17 protein-coding genes are annotated in these 20861 nt (G+C 39.1%); 5 read left to right on the forward strand and 12 right to left on the reverse strand.

Annotated elements, in window-relative coordinates; translation table 11 throughout:
• Positions 1-5: 5 nt before the first annotated feature.
• Together benD and benE are read left to right on the forward strand one after the other, a co-directional pair.
• Positions 6-791 carry a benzoate diol dehydrogenase BenD gene (gene benD / locus MST16_RS08230; protein ID WP_180011801.1) on the forward strand — a complete coding sequence of 262 codons (786 nt, stop codon included), beginning with the start codon at positions 6-8 and terminating at the stop codon, positions 789-791.
• Positions 792-855: 64 nt separating this feature from the next.
• A complete protein-coding gene (gene benE, locus MST16_RS08235; RefSeq protein WP_180004507.1) occupies positions 856-2079 on the forward strand; it encodes a benzoate/H(+) symporter BenE in 1224 nt (407 codons plus the stop codon).
• Between the two features lie 180 nt (positions 2080-2259).
• On the opposite strand, the gene MST16_RS08240 is transcribed toward benE, so the two are convergent.
• A complete protein-coding gene (locus MST16_RS08240) occupies positions 2260-3096 on the reverse strand; it encodes an SDR family oxidoreductase (protein WP_180004509.1) in 837 nt (278 codons plus the stop codon).
• Between the two features lie 524 nt (positions 3097-3620).
• Between MST16_RS08240 and MST16_RS08245 the strand changes: the two genes are divergently transcribed.
• On the forward strand, positions 3621-4061 hold the full coding sequence (locus tag MST16_RS08245; RefSeq protein ID WP_168379617.1) for a DUF2147 domain-containing protein: 441 nt from the start codon (positions 3621-3623) through the stop codon (positions 4059-4061).
• An 85-nt stretch (positions 4062-4146) separates the two neighbouring features.
• Here MST16_RS08245 and MST16_RS08250 read toward each other — a convergent pair whose 3' ends face one another.
• The 3 genes from MST16_RS08250 to MST16_RS08260 form a co-directional block, all read right to left on the reverse strand.
• On the reverse strand, positions 4147-5202 hold the full coding sequence (locus MST16_RS08250) for a Rieske 2Fe-2S domain-containing protein (RefSeq protein WP_180004511.1): 1056 nt from the start codon (positions 5200-5202) through the stop codon (positions 4147-4149).
• Between the two features lie 212 nt (positions 5203-5414).
• Positions 5415-6347, reverse strand: a complete 933-nt coding sequence (locus tag MST16_RS08255; RefSeq protein ID WP_180004513.1) for an IS5 family transposase — start codon at positions 6345-6347, stop codon at positions 5415-5417.
• 334 nt (positions 6348-6681) lie between these two features.
• Positions 6682-6867, reverse strand: coding sequence for a hypothetical protein (locus MST16_RS08260; RefSeq protein ID WP_180004515.1), 186 nt, complete (start codon positions 6865-6867; stop codon positions 6682-6684).
• 475 nt (positions 6868-7342) lie between these two features.
• Between MST16_RS08260 and yddG the strand changes: the two genes are divergently transcribed.
• Positions 7343-8266 carry an aromatic amino acid DMT transporter YddG gene (yddG, locus tag MST16_RS08265; protein WP_180004517.1) on the forward strand — a complete coding sequence of 308 codons (924 nt, stop codon included), beginning with the start codon at positions 7343-7345 and terminating at the stop codon, positions 8264-8266.
• A 23-nt stretch (positions 8267-8289) separates the two neighbouring features.
• On the opposite strand, the gene MST16_RS08270 is transcribed toward yddG, so the two are convergent.
• Positions 8290-9588: an MgtC/SapB family protein gene (locus MST16_RS08270; protein WP_180004519.1), complete on the reverse strand. Its 1299-nt coding sequence runs from the start codon at positions 9586-9588 to the stop codon at positions 8290-8292.
• Positions 9589-9864: 276 nt separating this feature from the next.
• Positions 9865-10752 carry a DMT family transporter gene (locus MST16_RS08275; protein ID WP_180004521.1) on the reverse strand — a complete coding sequence of 296 codons (888 nt, stop codon included), beginning with the start codon at positions 10750-10752 and terminating at the stop codon, positions 9865-9867.
• A gap of 180 nt (positions 10753-10932) precedes the next feature.
• Here MST16_RS08275 and MST16_RS08280 point away from each other — a divergent pair.
• A protein-coding gene (locus MST16_RS08280; RefSeq protein ID WP_223155595.1) for an IS3-like element ISAba14 family transposase occupies positions 10933-12065 on the forward strand; the annotation gives its coding sequence in 2 pieces (ribosomal slippage) (positions 10933-11185 and positions 11185-12065; 1134 coding nt in all).
• A 225-nt stretch (positions 12066-12290) separates the two neighbouring features.
• On the opposite strand, the gene MST16_RS08285 is transcribed toward MST16_RS08280, so the two are convergent.
• The 6 genes from MST16_RS08285 to tssM all read right to left on the reverse strand — a co-directional run bounded on the left by MST16_RS08285 (position 12291) and on the right by tssM (position 20842).
• Positions 12291-12761, reverse strand: coding sequence for a transposase family protein (locus tag MST16_RS08285; protein WP_257245648.1), 471 nt, complete (start codon positions 12759-12761; stop codon positions 12291-12293).
• The gene (locus MST16_RS08290; protein ID WP_071851480.1) at positions 12709-13104 is read right to left on the reverse strand and encodes a transposase family protein; all 396 of its coding nucleotides are present in this window, start codon (positions 13102-13104) and stop codon (positions 12709-12711) included. The genes MST16_RS08285 and MST16_RS08290 overlap by 53 nt, the downstream gene beginning before the upstream one ends.
• 71 nt (positions 13105-13175) lie before the next feature.
• A complete protein-coding gene (locus tag MST16_RS08295; RefSeq protein WP_180012039.1) occupies positions 13176-14825 on the reverse strand; it encodes a long-chain-fatty-acid--CoA ligase in 1650 nt (549 codons plus the stop codon).
• A 399-nt stretch (positions 14826-15224) separates the two neighbouring features.
• On the reverse strand, positions 15225-15971 hold the full coding sequence (locus MST16_RS08300; RefSeq protein ID WP_257222640.1) for an OmpA family protein: 747 nt from the start codon (positions 15969-15971) through the stop codon (positions 15225-15227).
• Between the two features lie 20 nt (positions 15972-15991).
• Positions 15992-16951, reverse strand: coding sequence for a type VI secretion system-associated protein TagF (gene tagF / locus MST16_RS08305; protein WP_078190765.1), 960 nt, complete (start codon positions 16949-16951; stop codon positions 15992-15994).
• Between the two features lie 57 nt (positions 16952-17008).
• Complete coding sequence (tssM, locus tag MST16_RS08310) at positions 17009-20842, reverse strand: type VI secretion system membrane subunit TssM (protein WP_180092577.1); 3834 nt, start codon at positions 20840-20842, stop codon at positions 17009-17011.
• Positions 20843-20861: the final 19 nt, after the last annotated feature.

Here is a 20861-nt window from a genome sequence, read left to right on the forward strand (position 1 = left end):
GTTTAATGTCAGAACAAGCCAGATTTAGCAATAAAGTTGTTATTGTAACCGGTGCCGCTCAAGGTATTGGTCGTGGAGTCGCACTACAAGTGGCCCGAGAAGGTGCTCAAGTGGTATTGGCAGATCTCTCAGATTTTGTTGAAGATACGCTGAACGATATTCAAGCCCATAATGGCGATGCCATTATTGTTAAAGCCAACCTTGAAACATTTGCAGGCGCTCAATCAGTTGCTACCCAAGCCATTGAAAAATATGGCCGAATTGATATCTTGATCAATAACGTCGGCGGTGCGATTTGGATGAAGCCCTTCCAAGAGTTTTCAGAAGAAGAAATCGTTAAGGAAGTTAATCGTTCATTATTTCCAACTATGTGGTGCTGCCGAGCCGTGTTACCTGAAATGATTCAAAATCAGCAAGGGACAATTGTAAATGTATCTTCTATTGCAACCCGTGGTATTAACCGTGTGCCATATTCAGCGTCAAAAGGTGGGGTAAATGGCTTAACCTCTGCACTCGCTTTTGAACATGCCAGAGATGGTATTCGAGTCAATGCCGTAGCTACAGGTGGTACAGAAGCGCCACCACGAAAAGTACCTAGAAACGCCAACCCATTGTCAGATCATGAAAAACAATGGATGCAAGACGTGGTCGATCAAACCATTGACCGCACATTCTTAGGCCGCTATGGCACAATTCAGGAACAAGTCAATGCCATCTTATTTTTGGCATCCGATGATTCATCTTATATGACAGGAACAGTCGTCCCTGTTGGTGGTGGAGATCAAGGTTAAACGCTATACCGTCATTGGTTTAATTCAACAGGCTCATTGACATAGTCGCATGGAGGCAAAAGCGATGGCACCCCTGTTAAAAACATTAAAAGAAGATTGGTCGATCTCAGCGACGGTTGCAGGATTTTTAGCCGTGCTGATTTCATATTCAGGCCCACTGATTATTTTTTTCCAAGCCGCACAAAAAGCTCAAGTTTCCCCAGCCATGATGATTTCATGGATTTGGGGGATTTCTATTGGTGCTGCGCTGGCGGGTATTTATCTCTCTATTAAATATAAAACCCCGGTGATTACCGCGTGGTCAGCGCCCGGTACAGCCCTTTTAGTCACCCTATTTCCGAATATTTCACTGAATGAAGCCATAGCAGCTTATATCACGTCTGCTATCGTTATATTTTTGATTGGAATCACCGGCTATTTTGACAAACTCCTAAAATGGATTCCTCAAGATGTCGCTGCGGGAATGATGGCAGGTATTTTATTTCAGTTTGGGCTTGGACTGTTCACTGCTACAGATAGTATGCCGATCATTGTCTTTGGCATGTTATTGGTCTTTCTGATTTCTAAAAGACTATCGCCACGCTACGCGATGATTTGGGTCTTACTGACTGGTGTCATCCTGAGTTTTACATTAGGAAAAATTAATCCTGTTGATGTGAATTTTCAACTCGCTATACCGCAGTTTATTGCCCCAATTTGGACTTGGAACTCGACTTTAAATTTGGCGATTCCCTTAATCTTAGTCAGTCTGAGTGGTCAATTTCTTCCGGGGATGGCGATCATGAAACTCAGTGGATATGACACGCCAGCTAAGCCCATTATTACAGCGACCAGTATTGCCTCGCTCGTTGTCGCATGTGTCGGAGGCATTACTATTGTTTTAGCGTCTATCACCGCAGCCATGTGTATGGGCAAAGATGCACATGAACTAAAAGAAAAACGTTATATAGCCGGTATTGCCAATGGTATTTTTTATATTTTAGGCGGCTTATTTGCAGGCAGCATTGTCATGTTATTTAGCCTATTACCTAAAGAGTTGGTCGCTGCACTTGCAGGTCTAGCGTTATTAGGTGCGATTGGAACAAACATGTCCGTTGCAATGAAAAATGAGGCCAACCGTGATGCGGCGCTAATCACTTTTTTAGCGACAGCCTCAGGTATGCATTTTTTAGGGCTAAGCTCAGTATTTTGGGGGATTTGTATCGGTGTCGCTGCACATGTCATTTTGACCAAACGAGTAGCCACACAAGCGCCGATGACAACGGCTCAAGATTCTAAAAGTTCATAATATTCAAAAGCATTACTACTACAAAGAAGATGGGAAAATTACATCTTCTTTGTTTAATCGAAAACTCAATTTTTTGATTTTCTTGTCATTTAAACTTAAAAATTCAATATTCGAAATTAAGAGCTCTATAGGATAAAAAAGGGATCATGTTGCATCATCCCTTTTTTACTTATCTTTGAATTATTTACGTTTTTTCTTACCACTAAGTAGATCTATGGCTTGGGCATAACGTGTAGGTGCAATTCGCTGAATTAAATCAATAATTTTGGCATCATTACCAATTAAAACTCGACGTTTATTCTGCTTTACCGCATCTAAAATGACTTTTGCTGCGACTTCAGGCGGTGTTTTTAGCACTTTATTAAATGCTTTGGTTGCCCTATCTGGGTTCATCCCTAACGCACGAATACTGTCACTCATACGCGCGCTATTTGCAATATTGGTTCGAATCCCACCCGGATGCACGCAAGTTGCGCTGACTCCAGCATTTTCCAAGTCTAATTCTTGGCGTAAAGATTCAGTAAAACCTCGTACCGCAAACTTCGTTGCATTATAGGCACTTTGAGTCGGTTGAGCCGTCAAACCAAATAAGCTGGAAATATTAACTATATGTCCATCGCCACTTTGTTTTAAATACGGTAAAAATGCTTTTGTCCCATATACCACGCCCCAGAAATTAATATTCATAATCCACTCAATTTCATCATAATGCATACCTTCTACAGTACTGGCTAACGCGACACCTGCATTATTAAAGATCAAATTGATCTGGCCAAATTCAGCTTGGGTTGCAGCCGCCCATTGCTCGACAGCGGCACGATCAGATACATCTAACTGGGTCTGAGTTATTTTCACACCGGTGTGCTTAATCATTTCAGCCGTTTGTGCAAGGCCGTCGAGGTTGCGATCACTTAATGCTAGATGCGCACCTGATTGAGCCAGTTGAATGGCTAATTGCTGTCCAATACCTGAACCTGCTCCAGTAATGGCTGCGACTTTGTTGTTAAAATTTTTCATCGTTATTCCTATACACACTTAATCTCGTTCAGTGAACAAGCTGCATTTTCATATTATTCATAACACAAGCTTAACGAGAACTGATCTATGAATGAAATGATTTTATTTAATTGTAAAATATGAATGCTATACATAGCTCTTTAGCGTTATTGCTTCAAATCAAATTAATGTAATTCAACATGATTAGAGCAAAAATTGAAAACTTAAATGAGCCTTTTAGCTCCGGCTTTTTTTGGGATTGTAGCTCTAAATTTTTCAGCTCAAACAGCGTTTGATATTTATAAAAGTGATACAAATCCCAAATGTTATAAACAAAGCTCAACATTTATTCTATTTTTCTACACGATCCAGATTCTACATATTCAAAATCAGTATATAAAATCCACAATATATACTTATTTTTTTGTGAATATAGCCCTTGAAGACAACAAGGCTGATGCTTTGTAATTTTCCAAGTCTTGTGTATCCACCCTTTGGAAGATCAGGGATGCACATCTCTTACTATGTTCAATAGAGGTTCTAAAATGATAAAAACAACTCTTAGCCTAATCGGTTTGTCACTGGTGTCTAGCTTAGCTTTGGCTGCTGATCCATTGCATGGTACTAAATGGAAAACCATCGATGACCAAACCAAAAAACCTTTATCTGTAGTTCAATTTAATGAAACATCAAAGGGCGTTTTATCTGCAAAAATCGTGGATGTACTCACCCCGGGTGAAGCAGAAAACTGCCAAAAATGTGTAGGTAAATTCCACAATAAACCACTACTCGGTGTGCAAATCGTGAATGGTTTGAAAAATACCGGTAAAAATACCTATGACGGCGGTAAAATTACTGACCCGAAAAATGGTAAAACCTATAGTTTCAATGCCAAAATGTCGAATGACGGCAAGACCTTGAATGGTCGTGGCTATATTGGTGTATCTGCGCTTGGACGCAGCCAAACATGGATACGTGTAAACTAATCCTTTATGTACAAAGTCAAAAGCGGCTCGATTGAGTCGCTTTTTTTGTATGAAAACCAAGAATGAAATTATTCGAAAATAAAAATTAAACGGTATAACGTTTGCTTAGCCCCCATTCGGCTAATATTCGACGATAGGTTGTCGATGAGCGATCTGCTTCGAAATGCGCCTCCATACTGATATCCAGTGGCAATTCCTCAGGTTTTTGACTTTCCACCATGTCCTGATCTTCAGCAAAAATTTGTGCATTAAAATCATAGACCGCTTGTAAATCGCCTGTGGTATCAAAATTTCGAGTTAAAGGCACAAATAAACGGGTTTTATTATGCGATACAGGACAACAGGCATTTAATATTTTCAATACCCCATTTTCAGGAAAATCGATGGTTAAAATTGCAGAAAATGGCGGATAGACATCAAACGTTCTTTTCCATAAAAAGTCTTCTGGCGCTAAATGTTGTAAGCCATGCGGATAATTACTCACATCACTGAGATATTCTGTATGTAGTCCATAGTCCGTACGTACTGTCGAATATTTTTGCACTTTAGGGTTTTCACGATCTGCAAAGCTCTCATGATGCACCCATGCGAAATGTGCAACATCAATAAAACCTTCGAGCTGACGCCCACTTGAACCATCAATATCTACATAAGGTGGCAATATAGATTGGTGCTGCTCTGTATCCCACGTGTCTAAATCTGGAAAATTGGCCGTAGATTCATCGCGGTTAAATAAACTGGTCCACACCAATCCATATTTCAATACGACTGGAAATTTAGTTAATGAAAAACGCTCTGAAATTTGTGTCAGCTCAGGCTGTGCAGGAATTTTTACACACTTTCCTGCACCGTTATAATGTAGACCATGATATGGACAAATAATATCTTCACCCTTGACCCAGCCTTTGGTTAATGGCACCCCACGATGTGGACAGATATCACGAACCAAATGAATTTTTCCACTTTCAGTTTGATACAACGCCATTTTTACATCGAGTAATTGCACTTGTTGCGGTTCAATCGAAACATCTTCTACACATGCAACGGGATACCAATGCTGCGCCAAAATATTCCAGTCGTTAGCATCAAATGTACTGCACTGAGGTTGGGTAAATAAATTGAGTACTGGAATGGCATTCATAGTTCATCTCGACAATTGCAATATTTCTTTCGCATTTAGCGCTATTTAAATTTTGCTAAATCCTTATTTTCTAAGTCGAAATTAAATTCTAAACACATTTCTGTCTATTAGAATGATTTGCATAGATTGTTCTGTTTTTTAGAACATTAAGCATTGAACCGGCTTTGTTGCATAAAGGCTTTAAAGATAGAGTTTCCCTAAGTAACTCAAATTTAAGTGACAACTTGGGTATGAGGGCGACCTAATTCTGTGAATTTGTTCAAAACTGCTACACGTGCATGAATCTCATTCACCTGACTAGGAAAACTCCTTGCTGTTAATTTATCGCCCAATAATTTGATGCAATGCATCTTGGTTTCAACCAAACTTCGATGATGGTAGCCTGACCATTTTTTCCATAGCGTCCTACCTAGATGTTTAACAGTACGAAGTAATTCATTTCGCTCTAGCGAGCTGGTCTTTTTATCTTTCCATGGCTTCGCATTTTTTCTAGGTGGAATCACCGCATGTGCATCTCGATCTGAAATGACTTGTCGGCAGAGCTTTGTGTCATATGCGCCATCAGTATAGACCGAATCAATTCGTTCATCCAAGGGAATTTGAGAAAGTAAATCATCGAGTACTTGCGAATCGCTCACATTATTTGTAGTAAGCTGTACTGCACGTATTTGAAGGGTTTCAGCATCTATAGCAATATGAAGCTTGCGCCATTGACGACGATATTCAGGTCCATGTTTCTTACGTTTCCATTCACCTTCACCTAGAAATCTCAAGCCAGTGGAGTCTACGAGTAGATGTAGCCCATCACTACTTTTTTGATAGCTAATCGCAATATCAATATGCTTTTGTCTACGACAAAGGGTGGAGTAATCCGGAGCTGTCCAATCTAATCCCCAAAGCTTAATCAGGCTTTGAACAAAACCTGAAACCATGCGTAAAGAGAGTCGAAATAGGGATTTAATCATTAGGCAACATTGGATTGCTATATCAGAATAGGTTTGATTTCGACCTTGTTTGCCCTTTGCTTGTGCATACCACTGAGTTTTTGAATCAAACCAAATGGCAATATTTCCACGATTAATAAGTGCGCGGTTGTATGTAGACCAATTGAGAGTACGGTAAATTTTAGGTGTGGGCTTATTCATTTGAAAATTATATTGTGGAATAAGCCCTTAACGATAGGTTTGTGCAACAAAGCCAAAGTAATCCTTAAACTTCCTCCGTCAAAGAAAATAAACTTTCTTAAAAGAGTCATTTAATGAATTATCGCTTTTAGCTGTTATTTTTCAATACGTTTAAAAGTTACTTCAGCTAAATTTAAAGTAGATGTTGTACATCCAATATGCAATTGTCATTCAAATATTTTTCAGCACAATTTTAAAATATATGTGAGGCATAAATGCTGAATGAATTCAGAAAACATAAAAATCCCCCACGTTTGGAGGATTTTTTACTTTATTTATTGAATAGCCATTATTTTTAATACACATCACGGCGGTAACGACCTGCTTTACGCAGTGTATGCAGTTGTTCAATGCCCAGTATCTCTTGCAAAGTGGCATCTACCGCTTTGGCCATATTCAAACTGCCGCAGATATAGAGACAAGCCCCTTGCTCTAGCCAATCAAACAATTCAGCTTTTTTTACAACTAGGACATCTTGCACATACTTTTCAGCAAATCCATCACGAGAAAATACCCGATCGATTTCTGAAATTTTACCTTGGTTTTGTAATTCATGCAGTTCATCAGCAAAAATTGCATCGAAATCTTGTTAATGCTCACCATAAATTAACCAGTTTTGATAGTGCTCTGTTGCGACACGTTGCTTAAGATGTGAAAGCAAACCCGCCATTCCTGAGCCATTGCCAATCATAATTGCTGACTTAACGCCCTCTGCTAAGTGAAAATTTGGATTCGCACGAATATAGGCATGAATATATTGTCCAAGTTTTAAATCGTGCGTTAATAAGCCAGAACCTAAACCTAGTTCATCGCCATGCTGCTCTTGACGTACAACGAGCTCTAAATATTTTTAATTAAATAGAGTTTGATAATTTCACGCTTAGACTAAACAACTAAAGAAAGATTATAATTAAAGCTTAGAATTCATTCGCCATTTGCGAAATCTTCGAGCAATCATGTCCAAAAATCTTGCAACGCTGATTGGATTCAGTGCAATCTTACAATGGTCTTCTATTGTTGGTTTACTTAAGAAAATTAGTTTCAGTATTGGCCCTGATCTTGCAGTGCTCTTTATGTATACATTGAGTGCAATTATTCTATTGCTCTTATTTAAAATTCCAAACCTTAAACTGGTTCCGCGCCAATTTTTGATATACGCCACTATTCTATTTGTGATTTATGAGTTGTGTTTTTCGTATGCCATTGCTTTGGCTCAAACTGCTCAACAAGCGATTGAAATCAGTTTAGTCAATTATTTATGGCCGAGTCTGACAATTGCCGCGTTAATCTTATTTAAAGAATTAAAATTTAACTTTTTCGTAATCATTGGTTTAGCCATTTGTTTGGGTGGCATCATTTTGATCCAAACGGGTAATGGAAGTTTTAACTGGTCTACAGTCTTTACGAACATTCAGTCTAATCCATTAAGCTATTTTCTTGCTTTTATGGGAGCGAGTTTATGGTCACTCTACTGTGTGATTACACGTAAATACAGTCTTGGACATAACCCTATTTCATTCTTTTTCGTCGTGATCACGATTATGCTATGGCTAAAAATGTTGATATTTCACGGTATTCCGCGAATGCCTGCCGTAGACTTACATACCGGTATGTATATGTTGATCGTGTCCATCGTGACTGCTTTGGGTTATGCAGCGTGGAATGTAGGTATTATAAAAGGCAATATTACGATATTGGTAACTTTATCGTATTTTAGTCCGATTTTTTCTTCGGTTATTTCAATGTTTATATTACAGACACCACTGAGTTTAAGTTTTTGGCATGGTGCCATTTTGGTGACATTAGGTTCGCTGGTATGTTGGATTTCAACCAGTTGGCCACAAATTAAAGCCAGATTAATGCAATTGCGCCATGAATAATAAGAAGCAGTCACTTGGCTCATTTATCTTAAACTGAATAGCAAAACCGCGATTAGGCACAGCATATGAAGTAACTGTGTTGGTGCAAAATATAGAAAATATTTCCAGCCACCTGTGAGAAATGCATTCACACATTTTGAAATCGCATGGGCTGATAATCCAATCACCACAGCATAAACCAATGTTAAATTGTCGATATTACCTTGCATCACCACGGTTGCCATAGCTGCATGGACTTCAAAGAGTGATGCTAATAATGTCCCTAAAATTAAGCCTTTATCACCTAAAGCGAGATTTAATCCATAAACAAGTGCTTGGATTAAAGTAAGCGTGATGGCAATGATTGCCGCCTGTTTTAAGCTAAACATTCGACTATCAGTATTTTCTAACGGCACTGTTTCATTCGCCTCTACACGAAGCATTTCAGGTTCTGACTCTTTATTATGCTGAACTTGAGATGAGCCATAAATCAGATATAACGCAGTAAGGACCAATATCAAGATGCCGACGATACTTGGTATAACTAATATTTTAAACCAAGCAAAACTCACCCCAAGGACAATGATCAAAAGTTGAACCAATGTCGCAACACATGAAAAAAGTCCTGCCCCTGCATTACTTTTGGCACTGGCTTTTCCTGCTCGCACTTCCATGCCTAAGCTTGCGATTGTTGCTGTGCTCGACACAAAACCTGATGCCAAGGCCGATAAGATAATCGCTTTATCAGAAGATAGAAGCCGCTTGGCGATGTGCGCTAATGACTGCACCACCAAGATCAATATCAGTAATTTTAAAATCACATAGGGATTTAATACTGAACCCCAATAGGCTTGATTCGGCGTTAAAGGTAAGGCAATTAGGATCAATGCCAGTAAAAAGACTCCATCTCTTAACTCATAGTCTTTGATCCAATGCGCTGCAAAATGATGTAAGCCTTTTTTTCCAACTAGTATGAGGGTCAGCACCACAGCCAAACACGCAGCCAATGGAATATTAAATACACAAGCAGCGCCGATTAAATAGGTCATAACAAAAGCAAGTTCTGTGGTTGTGCCAATATCTTGTTTTTGCTGGCTTAATCCATAATAGCTAAACATACTGACGACAATTGCACCGATTACACCAACAGCTAAATGGATTAAAAAACACAATGCTCCAAACAGCGCACAAATGGTAAATGAGCGTAAACCGGCAAAGCTCTGTTCACTGTCCAAATTGTTGTTACGTTGACGCTCCAAACCGATGAGTAGTCCACAGCCTAAAGCCGAAGCTAAAATCGTTAACAATGCTGGGAAGGATAATGTTTGTATGAGTATTTCCAAATTTAAGCCCTCCCATCAATATATTGTTTATTTTGGCAATATAAATAAAAAATAATAAAAAAATTTAACGCTAAAATTTGAAAAAAACATATAAATTGAACAACTTGAGCATTTTCAATCATGTTCAAAGTTTAGTCATACTTTAAATCATAAACAATTCCATGATAAATATCCTAGTGGACATCAAATATTTCTCATCTTTTAATTAAAAAAAATATTCGAAAATCTGACTTAAATTCGGACTTTTTTTACCTTCATGTCTGTTTAAAGCACACATTAAGCCCAAATCACCATAATGGCCGCAATCACCACTAAGGCTAAGCCCCAATGATCAGTTCTTGCGAGTTTTTCCTTAAAGAAATATGCAGAGATTAAGAGGCTAAATAATATTTCGATTTGACCTAGGGTTTTGACAATCGCAACCGTTTGCATGCTCATGGCAGTAAACCAACCCAAGGACGCTAGAAAGCTACAGACACTAACACGAAAGGTCAGACCGACTCTCTCCCACATGGCAATGAGCGTTTTGCGGCTAAATAGACTGAGGTACAGCAGCATAATCACACATTGAAAGCCAATTACACTCAACAGTACCCACGCCGCACGATGCAAAGTCGGTAAATCACTTAGCTCTAAACTGGCTTCACGAACCAATAAAGAGGTAATAGCAAAACTTAATCCACTCCCTACACCAATGCATAACGTTGGCAGAGATAATTTTTGTCGTTGAGAACCTTTGCTTAAAAGAAAAACGGCAACACCACCAACCAAAACACCAATCCAACCAAATAAACTTAAATGTTCACTTAAGAAAATCACCCCAACAATGGCCGCAAATATGGCTTCACTTTTCGCTAAACCGACGCCGATGGCATAATTCTTTTGTTTAAAAAGCAAGACCATTAAAATCGTCGCTAAAATTTGACTTAGTCCTGCAATCACCACATAGACCCAAAACATAGGTGTAAATGTGGTTACCTGACTCACAGGCTGTTGTTGGTACAGCACAAATAAATAAATGCAGGCAAATGGGAGTCCAAAAATAAACCGAGCAAGGGTGACACCATACACATCAACAGTGGTACTGAGTTGCTTTTGAAATGCATTGCGCCATGACTGCATAAAAGCAGCCATTAAAGTGAATAAGATCCAAACTGGAAACATAAGAAAGGTGGTTTAACGGTGGATGCCTCATCAATTTACGCTTTTATTGAATTGAATGCGACCCAACACGGCTAGATTATTCATTGAACTTGAGAGATGGATCCGTAAATTTGAACAACTCCTATAAGTGATATTCTGCTCCTCAAATGATGTTATAAACATCAATATATGGAGTATTTTATGGCACGTAGACCAAGAAGAAATCATTCAAATGATTTTAAAGCTAAGGTAGCACTTGCTGCGATTAAAGCAGAAAAAACACTTGCTGAATTGAGTGCTGAGTTTGATGTTCATCAAAACCAAATTATTGACTGGAAAAATCAATTGATCTCAGCTTCCTCGCAAGCTTTCGATCAATCAAAAGCTCCAACAGAACCACCCATCGATCTAAAAAAACTACATGCAAAAATCGGTGAGCAGGCATTAGAAATTGATTTTTTAGAAGGTGTGTTGAAGAAACTGGGCCGCTTCAACCACAAAAGTTAATCGACGACTCACTTCAGATTTCAGTATCTAAGCAAGCTAAGCTGCTGAAAGTCTCCCGTGGTTGTTATTACTATCGCCCAAAACCTGTGAGTGCATCAGATCTGAAGCTGATGCGATGTATTGATGAATTACATATGCAATATCCTTTTGCAGGCAGTCGTATGATGCGTGATTTGTTGAATCGTCAAGGACATCATATAGGACGACGTCATACACGTACTTTAATGAAGAAAATGGGTATTCAGGCGTTATATTGCAAACCAAATTTAAGCCAGGCTAATCAAGCTCACCGTAAATATCCATATCTGCTCAAAGGGTTGGCTATTCAGCGCAGTAATCAAGTGTGGTCTACGGATATAACGTATATCCCTATGGCAAAAGGCTTTGTTTATTTATGTGCTGTGATTGATTGGCATAGCCGCAAGGTACTTGCGCATAGGGTATCGATTAGTATGGAGGTGGATTTTTGTATTTCGGCTTTAAATGAAGCGATTGAAAAATATGGTCGACCTGAAATATTTAATACAGACCAAGGCAGCCAGTTTACCAGTGATGCATTTATTGATGTATTGAAATCAAATGGCATTCAAATCAGTATGGATGGTAAAGGTCGATGGGTAGATAATGTGATGGTTGAACGATTATGGCGGAGCGTTAAATATGAAGAGGTGTATCTCAAAGCTTATAGCAGTGTCACAGATGCGAAAAAGCAATTAAGTGCATATTTTGAGTTTTATAATTTGAAACGACCTCATTCGAGTCTAGACAAAATGACACCAAATGAGTTTTACTATGATCAGCTACCCCAACAAAACAAGGTGGCTTAACTAGAGCGGAATATCACTTATAAATACGCTTTTAGTTGTTCAAACAAGTGGGACCACCTCTCTTGGTTATGGATTCATTGAAAAAATTTTATTTAAAAACCTCATATTAAGAATATGGTATTTATCAAAATTTAAGTTTTTATAAAAAAACGCAAAGGCATGTCACCTTTGCGTTTTGCTCTTTACCAATATAGTTAGTAACTTACATTAGATTTCTTTCATAAGTCATTTTTCACTCAGCTCTAAGTTATAAATTCCAGCGATTAAATTGAATCTCAAACCAAGCCTTTTACCTCTATTTCGATAACGCTCAGCAAGGATTTTGAAGGTTTTCAGGCTGCCAAATACATGCTCAATTCCGATTCTTCTTTTATTGATTTCATGATTATAGATTTTCAATTCAGGATCCAATTTACAGTGTCTTTTGGCTTTTAATGGCAACAGGCTATTTGGATACACTGTATAAATTCCCTGATAACCCTTATCCGCAAGGATAAATGCACCTGCAGGAATCTGATTCAAGTTACGTTTGAAGAGTTCGAAATCATGTACGGCACCACGACTCGTACATAAACTCAGGATTTTTTGAGTTTGATAATGAATGATGGCCTGTACTTTGAAAGTGTGGGTCTTTTTCTTGCCGCTATAGCTTTTCTTCTGTTTTTTTAGGCCTTTGGATTGGAATTTCTGTGGCATCCACGATCACAACATTCCAGTCGATGCCTTCGCCCTCTGGTAAATCTTTGGGTAAATTAAACAGATTGGACCGAATCAGGCAGTCTTCAACATGACGGACAATTCTTGAGGCTGTGGGCTCTGAAACCCCGTAACTCGTCGCAACGTGAAATAAGGTTCGGTATTCCCGCCAATAGCTCAGACAGAGCAGAACCTGATCCTCCAGGCTTAACTTGGGCGGTCTGCCTTTGGCAGGGACATGTTTCTTCAATTGCTCAACCATCAAATAGAAAGTTGACCATGAGATGCCTGTGTATCGCTTGAACTGAGGATCAGAAAGCTTGTTTGAATCGATGTATTTCATCCGCAGATTATGCACGAATGCTAAGAAATCCGGAGTGCAAATATTAACCAAAAAGAAGATCGTTTTTTGATTTATGAAAGAGATCTATTAAGTTGGCTTTCTAGTAATACAGCACCAAATTGCTCACGCAGATCTTTTTTCAGCATTTTCCCTGTGCCACTCAATGGAATAGCATCCACGAAAATTACTTTATCAGGTACCTGCCATTTAGCAACTTTATCTGCATAATAATCCAAAATTTCTGTATCAGATAAATCAACATCTGGCTTTTTAATCGCAATTAATACAGGACGCTCATCCCATTTCGGATGAGTAGCTGCAATCACTGCTGCCATTGCAATTTTGGGATGTCCCATAGCTAAATTTTCTAACTCAACAGAAGAAATCCATTCACCGCCCGATTTAATCAAATCTTTTGAACGGTCACTAATTTTTAAGAAACCATCTTCATTCAGGGTTGCAATATCCCCGGTATCAAACCAACCATCTGAGGTTAATGCAGACTCTGTTTTGCCAAAGTAATTGCCAATAATCCAATGCCCTTGGATCTGTAAATTACCCGTCGTTTCTCCATCACGTGCAACTTCGTGTGTACCGTTTTCTTCATCGGTAATACGTAAATCAACTCCAAATGGCGGACGACCTTGTGATAATCGTACTTGTAATTGTTCTTCTTCAGATAATAACAAATGTTTGGCTTTAAATTGGTTTGAAGAACCTAATGGACTGGTTTCGGTCATTCCCCAAGCATGAATCGTTTCACAGTTAAATTGTTCTTTAAAGACTTTCAACATCGCAGGTGGGCAAGCAGATCCACCAACTACATTACGCACTAAACTCTGGAGCTGACTACCCGCTTGCTGCGCAGCATTAATTAAACCTTGCCAAATCGTTGGAACGCCCAATGCAACAGATACTTTATAGTCATCAATCATTTGCGTCAGGCTTGCTCCATCTAAACCTGGGCCTGGCAGCACTAAAGTACATCCCACCATTGCCGCAGCGTATGGCGTACCCCATGCATTGACATGGAACATCGGTACAACGGGCATCATAATATCTCGCGCTGAGATATTTAATGAATCCGGCATACAAATCGCATAACTGTGTAAGACTGTTGAACGATGGCTATACAACACGCCTTTTGGATTGCCTGTGGTACCCGAGGTATAACATAAAGAACTAGCCGATAATTCATCTAATTCTGGCCATGTATAGTCTGCAGATTGTCCCGCGATAAGTTCATCATAAAATTTAACATCTGGCACCGCTTCGACAATTGCTGCATCCGGTGCATCTAAACAAATAAAATGTTCAACAGATTTTAATAGTGGTTTTACTGCTTTGATTAAAGGCAAAAAGGTTTTATCAAATAACATCACGCGGTCAGCGGCATCATTGATGATAAAAATTAATTGTTCTGGAAATAAACGCGGATTAATGGTGTGACATACATAACCACTACCTGAAATAGCGTACCAAGACTCTAAGTGACGATGGTTATTCCAAGCGATGGTCGCAACACGATCTCCTAAATTTAAACCGAGTGAAGCAAGAACATTAGCAAATCGTTTTGAATTTTTATGGACTTCACCCCAAGTGGTTTTCGTAATCGTCGTGTCTGTATTTTTTGAAATGACTAAACTATCCGCATGATAGCGACCCGCATGTTCAATCATGCTACTAATCAAAAGCGGTTTAAACATCATATTACCAAGCATTCTTTGCTCCCACATTCATCCATATTGAGTTGTTGTTTTTCCGCACTGTCCTGCAGATTTTTAAAACTTTGTACCATGTCAAAAGTGATTATTCTTTATCGACAAGGTTGAAAGCAGTAGATATGAAACGCATATCCAAAACTGGTTCTTATGTTTTAACCTTAATTGATTTTAGAATCCACTGTTTTATTGCTCAAAATATGAATGCTTTAGTGGTATAAAATGCAAAAATTAAAGCTTTAGCCCAATTCAAAATATGTTCCTATTTTGTTTTCACTCTGCTGCTTTAAAAATGTCTTTTTTTGACATCAAATAATTGACAGAATCAATTGGCATAAAAAAACCCAGTCTAGATACACTGGGTTCGACGCATTAGCCGTTGTAGTTAAGTTGAAATAGTTACAGCACTTCAAACTCAATACGACGGTTTTTCTTACGACCTTCAGGCGTAGCATTGTCTGCTACAGGCTTATTTGAGCCCATCCCTTCAGTACTTAAGTTCGCCGCCGCAATATTCTTTGAAATCAGATAGTTTTTAACTGCATTAGCACGATCTTGGCTTAAACTTAAGTTTTTCTCAGGATTCCCTGAGCTGTCTGTGTGACCAATAATTCGTACTTTTTTCCCACCGACGCGGTTCAGTGCGACAACCATTTCATCTAAGATCTGTACCCCAGATGGCGCTAAAATCGCGCTTCCAGATTCAAATTCAATAATACGATTACGTAAAGCCGCATCAATAATGGCTTGTTCAGCCTGATTGACAGAAAGCTGTGCATTGAAACGAAAAGGTGCTGTGACCAAAGACTGAAACTTGGTGGTCGTGGGTTGGATATCATTTTGATTTGACATCTTGCCACTTAAATCGACTTGCGTTCCGCGTACAGAGAGTTTCCCCTGTTTTACTTTTTTTAGGTCATCATTAATCATTTGGCTTACGCTATTACCCCAACCATTAGGTGCTGTAACCGCTCGAACCTGAATTTTATCAACCACATTTGCCTGACCATAGGTCAAATAGGCTTTATTTAATATTTCTTGCTTGGTTGCTTCATTCGGTACAGCGCCTTCAATCACAATAGGCTCTGCCCAGAGCAAAGCCGAACAGCCTAAAATGCACACACTCGCAAGAAATTTGGGCAACATTGGTAAGATTCTTTGCATCATTATTCTTCTATAAAAGTCTGTCTAAAAAGTTTAATGCCATGAATAAGGCTGATCTGACGCTCACTCAAAGACTGTTCCAAAACGGCTAAGCCTGCATTTTGTTCAAGATAAGGATCAATCCAACTGGCATCGATCAGGGAAACCCAATGATCACTTTGCATATTTTGGGTAAAAACATCACTGAGTGCAGTAATATCAGCACCTTGAAAACCAAACAGTAAAACAGGTGAATCACTGTGTAGGATGCCAATGAGTAACTCAGCATCTTGGTTTTCGACAAAACGACTAATTAAATTGACCCAAAAAGCCGCAATTTCATAGCAGTAACTAATATTATTGATTGGTAAGATCAGCACTTTATTCAACCGAGACGTACCCTGATGAATAATCGGTTGTAGCAGCAAACCGAGACCAATCATGCTTTGCGCCAACTGATAAGGCGTAAAATTCAATAAACGTGCAAATGAATGCAACGTATGATGCTCATAAAAAGAAGAGGTTTCTTCTGTCCCGAACACTTGAATTTCGTTATTCAGTTTGCCTAATTTATCGAGCAAAATATCGGGATCGCGAATAGAACGCATCACTCGGTTACGCTGATATAAGTCAATTAAGGTTTGTTTATAACGATAAGGTGCATACAAAATATTATCGAAAGGATCATCGATTTCTAGCAGATGAGCGAGCACCATTGGAAATTGACGCTTTGAACTGTCTTCACTACTAATCAAATTGGCAACCAAAAAACGCTTATCTTTTGGACTGGCAATAAAGAAATCTAATGAAGGCAGTGAGTTATACGCTGCATTAAAATTGTCTGAACGCATAGCGAACTCAAGCGCCTCCGTGATCCACTGATCGATTAACTGAATCAGTGAATATTGTTCACGGCTCTTTAAGAAGTCACCACGAGCTGGACATTTTCCATAATACAGCGGTGTCGTTCTCACTTCATACATCGTCACACTCCTTGTTCTTTTGCACGAATGCCACCGCTCTCATTTTTAAATTCATCATCATGGTGTTGCTGTTCCTTGTACAACACTCATCGGTGAAGTCGCTGGTGGCGCTACAGGCGCTTGTCCTGCAGGCATCGTTTGCGCTGCGACGACACGAACACCTTTATTCGTCACCACTTGATCAACAAGAGTCATACCTGAATAGCCTGAACCTGTAGTTGGGCCAGATGCGTTACCACTAATTAAACGGAAATTCACTTTAACAAACACTTTTGGATTTTGTTTGCTACGCCACACCATTTCAAATGAATTACCATTTTGTGTACGCTGAGCGCCTTCAACCAATCGGTTAATACCATATTCACCCGGCTCATCAAAAATCGTATGCGTTTGACCTTCCAAGTCAATTGCAGTAATACGTGCACCCGGAATTGCCCCTTTATTTGGCCAAACGAAGTTCACCCATTGCTGAACACCGTTTTCATACACCATACGCTGACCATCAATATCAATGGTATATGAAAGCAACTGTGTATTTTCTAATGGGAAGAATTGGAAGTTCGATTGATTGGTTGCCGCAGGTGCTGCTTGACTCAATTCCCCTGTAGCAACGCCATTACTTGGCGCAACATAGCGTTGGAAATTCGCTACAAATTGTGGATTTAAACCAATGCCCAAATCTTTCCATGTTTTCGTGGTTAAGGTATAGCCACGACGAATCACCAATGGATCTAAATATTCTTTTACAAAGCGAGCGATACTTCCGTTTTCACCAAAAATTTGGCTAATTTCATTACTGGTCGCTTGTAAAGTAGCATTACTATTAAATGGATATTTAGGTGCAAGATTGGTTGTAAATGGTTGATACGCCTGCATTGCCCATAATTTATTAATTTCGTTTTGAGCTGGAATCAAAAGAACTTCAAATGACTGAGTCACCGGCTGCATAAAGAGTTTTTGAATCAACTGTTGATCTAATTCATTCAGACCCACAGACATTTTTTCATCCACAAATTTTTGCGTGCTATTAAAGACAGAGTTTTGATCATTGATGGTTTGTTTCACCAATGTCATGCTTGCAGGCCCCATATCACCGCCACTCTTCAAATCATTGAACTTACTACGTACTTGACTCAAAGACAGCATGTATTCATCTAAAATTGATTTGTTTTGCTGATCATCACGCTTACGAACTAGTTGATAGAACACATCAAACTCTTTTGCAATAACACCTTGACCGGCTTTTGAAGCAACTTGCTGTGCCTGCTGCGCATCATCACGGCTAAGAACTTTACGTTTAAACCAGGCAATAAAGCCTTTCTGAGGTGCAGCCAGTTCTGCTTGAACAATTGGATTATCCCAGCTGGTTTCTTTTGCAATACGGTCGACAACTTTACGAATTGGCGAATTTTCAGGTTCACCTAAAATATCGATAAAACGTGACTGCTGAGCGACATCTGCGCCTTTGCCATAATGCACAGCATTTAAAAATTTACGCCATTCAGCGATATATTCCTGTTTATAAAGTTCGGTTAACTGTTTACTGATCTGATCTGGACTACCACTAAACGTCAGGTCATCAGAACGATTGGTATTGAGTACCCAATCTTGAGTATCAGTCGGATTATTCGCGGCTTGGTTAATCGCATCTTTTACATAATCATTCCAAGCTTGGTAAGTAAAGATACCTGGCAAGGCATAACTACCCAACATGCTGTTTTGGCCTGTTTCACCTAAAATTTGCTTCACAGTCACTGCAGGGAAACGTACCGAACCACGCATTTTAATTTCATTATAAACGCGGTCACGTGCAGGAATACCCATAGTAACAGCCGTTAATAATTGACGTGTTTGATCTACCAATAAAGGATCAGATTCCATTTGCGGGAACGCAGGATCAGCAGCTAAAGTCATCGCATAAGATAAAACTTGTTCGGCTTTTTGAATCATTTCCCCACGTGGCATTTGACCACGATTTGAATCTAACCATGAACGCCAGAAACGAGTAACTTGGTCACTCAAATGGCTCGATTCCATATATTTATGATTGCTCATCATCAAATACGCCTTCAGTGCATTGTAGGCATCCTGAGGATTGGTATCCGATGGTTCTAAATATGGCTGATTTGATTTCACCGCTTGAGTAATTTGTACATTGACGTGATTTTCTTTCAACGTCGATTCATTGGCTTTGACACGTTGTAAGTACTGCGCCATATTTTGCTGAGATGGTGCTAATACAATTTGTTGAATACCTCGTAAATACTCAACTTTGAGTTTTTCACGAATTTTATTCCCTTGGTATAAACCAAAGCTATATTTCAAAGGACGATCTTCATCAAAGTGATCGAGCTGCTGTAAATGCCCTTGTAATATCAGCAATGCATCCAATTGAGTCGAAAGCTCACTTCCGCTACGGCTTTCCATTTGCACAACTTTGTCTAAGTCAGCTTGAACTTCCGCCACGAGTTGTTGGTTATTACGATACGACCAAACCCATAACCCAAGCACCACAGCAACCAATAACAATGCAGCAATAAATGCCATAAAGCGCTGACGTTTACGTGCAGGATTGATATGTTGTTTAACTAGATTTTTATCTTTTAAAATGACGGTTGAAAAGAGTCCTTTTAAGAAATAACCATGGTCTTGCGAAACAGAATTCGTAGGAATGCCAAACTCACTATCCGTACTTTTCACCAAATGAAAGTCTTCAGCGATTTGCTCCGTCATTGGACTTTCAATCACACCTTCTTGCAACGCACTGGTGAAATAGAACCCACGGAATACCGGTTTAAACTGATAAGGGTTGTCTTGAAACAACGTACCAATAAAAGTTTTGAGCACTGGCTTTAAACTTTTAAACTCAAGTGGAAATGTCATTACACTTGGAGAAATATTTTGCGAATGACGACGACTCAAGTGCGTAGTACTGACGCTCTTCAAACCATCATATAAAATTGAATAATGCTTTTCGAACATCTCAACAGCATGTTCGGATGAGTCTGGATCATAAGGTAGTGTTGCACCCCAAACTTGATCAAATTCATCCTTATCATAACAATCAAAAAATTCTGTAAAGCCAGCAATCAAATCCATTTTTGAAAAAACGATATACACTGGCGCAAAAATTTCTAAACGTTCCGTCAAATCCTGTATACGTGCGCGTAAGTTTTTGGCTAATTTGATTGATTTTTCAGGACTTTGACTAACAAGCTCCGCCACAGAAACAATCACGATTAAACCGTTAATTGGTGCTTTAGAACGGTTTTTCTTGAGAATATTTAAGAAACCTAACCATTCTGAATGGTCTTCGGCATAAACAGAATATCGACCTGCGGTATCGAGTAAGACACCATCTGTAGAGAAAAACCAATCGCAGTTACGAGTACCACTTAGACCTGCCGACACCATTTTCTGATGAGTTTCTTCAAATGGAAATCTAAGACCAGAATTATAAATCGCTGAACTTTTACCCGCTGCTGGGTTACCAATCACCATGTACCAAGGTAATTCATATAGGGCTGCATTACCCTTTTTGTCGCCGAGTTTTGATTTACGGATAAGTTGAATCGAGTCTTTCATTTGCTGATTGATCAGCGCAAGTTCTTCTTTATTTTTTTGTTTACCGTATTCAGCTTCATTATCCTTGGCAATCGCCTCAGCAAGTTCCTCGCCTTGCTGTTTATGACGATAATGCTGTACTAATTCATATATACCCCACAGAATTAATCCGAGAATATAAACAGCAACCACAATATAAAAAGTCTTTTGCGGAATCGAATTATGCATGGCAACAATGGCCACAAAAAATGACAAAGCCACCATCGCTTTAGGATTGGTGACGTACTGCCAAACATAACCGAGGATCGTATAAAATAGTGTGTTCACAATGTTCTCAATTTCGTCT

This window comes from Acinetobacter sp. YH16040_T, assembly GCF_024605785.1.
GTDB lineage: Bacteria > Pseudomonadota > Gammaproteobacteria > Pseudomonadales > Moraxellaceae > Acinetobacter > Acinetobacter amyesii.

What these genes read in the sequence shown, in the direction of transcription:
- MST16_RS08255 (WP_180004513.1), bottom strand. Translation starts at nt 6,347, where the DNA reads ATGAATAAGCCCACACCTAAAATTTACCGTACTCTCAATTGGTCTACA.
- MST16_RS08290 (WP_071851480.1), bottom strand. Translation starts at nt 13,104, where the DNA reads ATGAAATACATCGATTCAAACAAGCTTTCTGATCCTCAGTTCAAGCGA.
- MST16_RS08300 (WP_257222640.1), bottom strand. Translation starts at nt 15,971, where the DNA reads ATGTTGCCCAAATTTCTTGCGAGTGTGTGCATTTTAGGCTGTTCGGCT.
- benD (WP_180011801.1), top strand. Translation starts at nt 6, where the DNA reads ATGTCAGAACAAGCCAGATTTAGCAATAAAGTTGTTATTGTAACCGGT.
- benE (WP_180004507.1), top strand. Translation starts at nt 856, where the DNA reads ATGGCACCCCTGTTAAAAACATTAAAAGAAGATTGGTCGATCTCAGCG.
- MST16_RS08250 (WP_180004511.1), bottom strand. Translation starts at nt 5,202, where the DNA reads ATGAATGCCATTCCAGTACTCAATTTATTTACCCAACCTCAGTGCAGT.
- MST16_RS08275 (WP_180004521.1), bottom strand. Translation starts at nt 10,752, where the DNA reads ATGTTTCCAGTTTGGATCTTATTCACTTTAATGGCTGCTTTTATGCAG.
- MST16_RS08245 (WP_168379617.1), top strand. Translation starts at nt 3,621, where the DNA reads ATGATAAAAACAACTCTTAGCCTAATCGGTTTGTCACTGGTGTCTAGC.
- MST16_RS08285 (WP_257245648.1), bottom strand. Translation starts at nt 12,761, where the DNA reads ATGCCACAGAAATTCCAATCCAAAGGCCTAAAAAAACAGAAGAAAAGC.
- MST16_RS08295 (WP_180012039.1), bottom strand. Translation starts at nt 14,825, where the DNA reads ATGCTTGGTAATATGATGTTTAAACCGCTTTTGATTAGTAGCATGATT.
- tagF (WP_078190765.1), bottom strand. Translation starts at nt 16,951, where the DNA reads ATGTATGAAGTGAGAACGACACCGCTGTATTATGGAAAATGTCCAGCT.
- yddG (WP_180004517.1), top strand. Translation starts at nt 7,343, where the DNA reads ATGTCCAAAAATCTTGCAACGCTGATTGGATTCAGTGCAATCTTACAA.
- MST16_RS08240 (WP_180004509.1), bottom strand. Translation starts at nt 3,096, where the DNA reads ATGAAAAATTTTAACAACAAAGTCGCAGCCATTACTGGAGCAGGTTCA.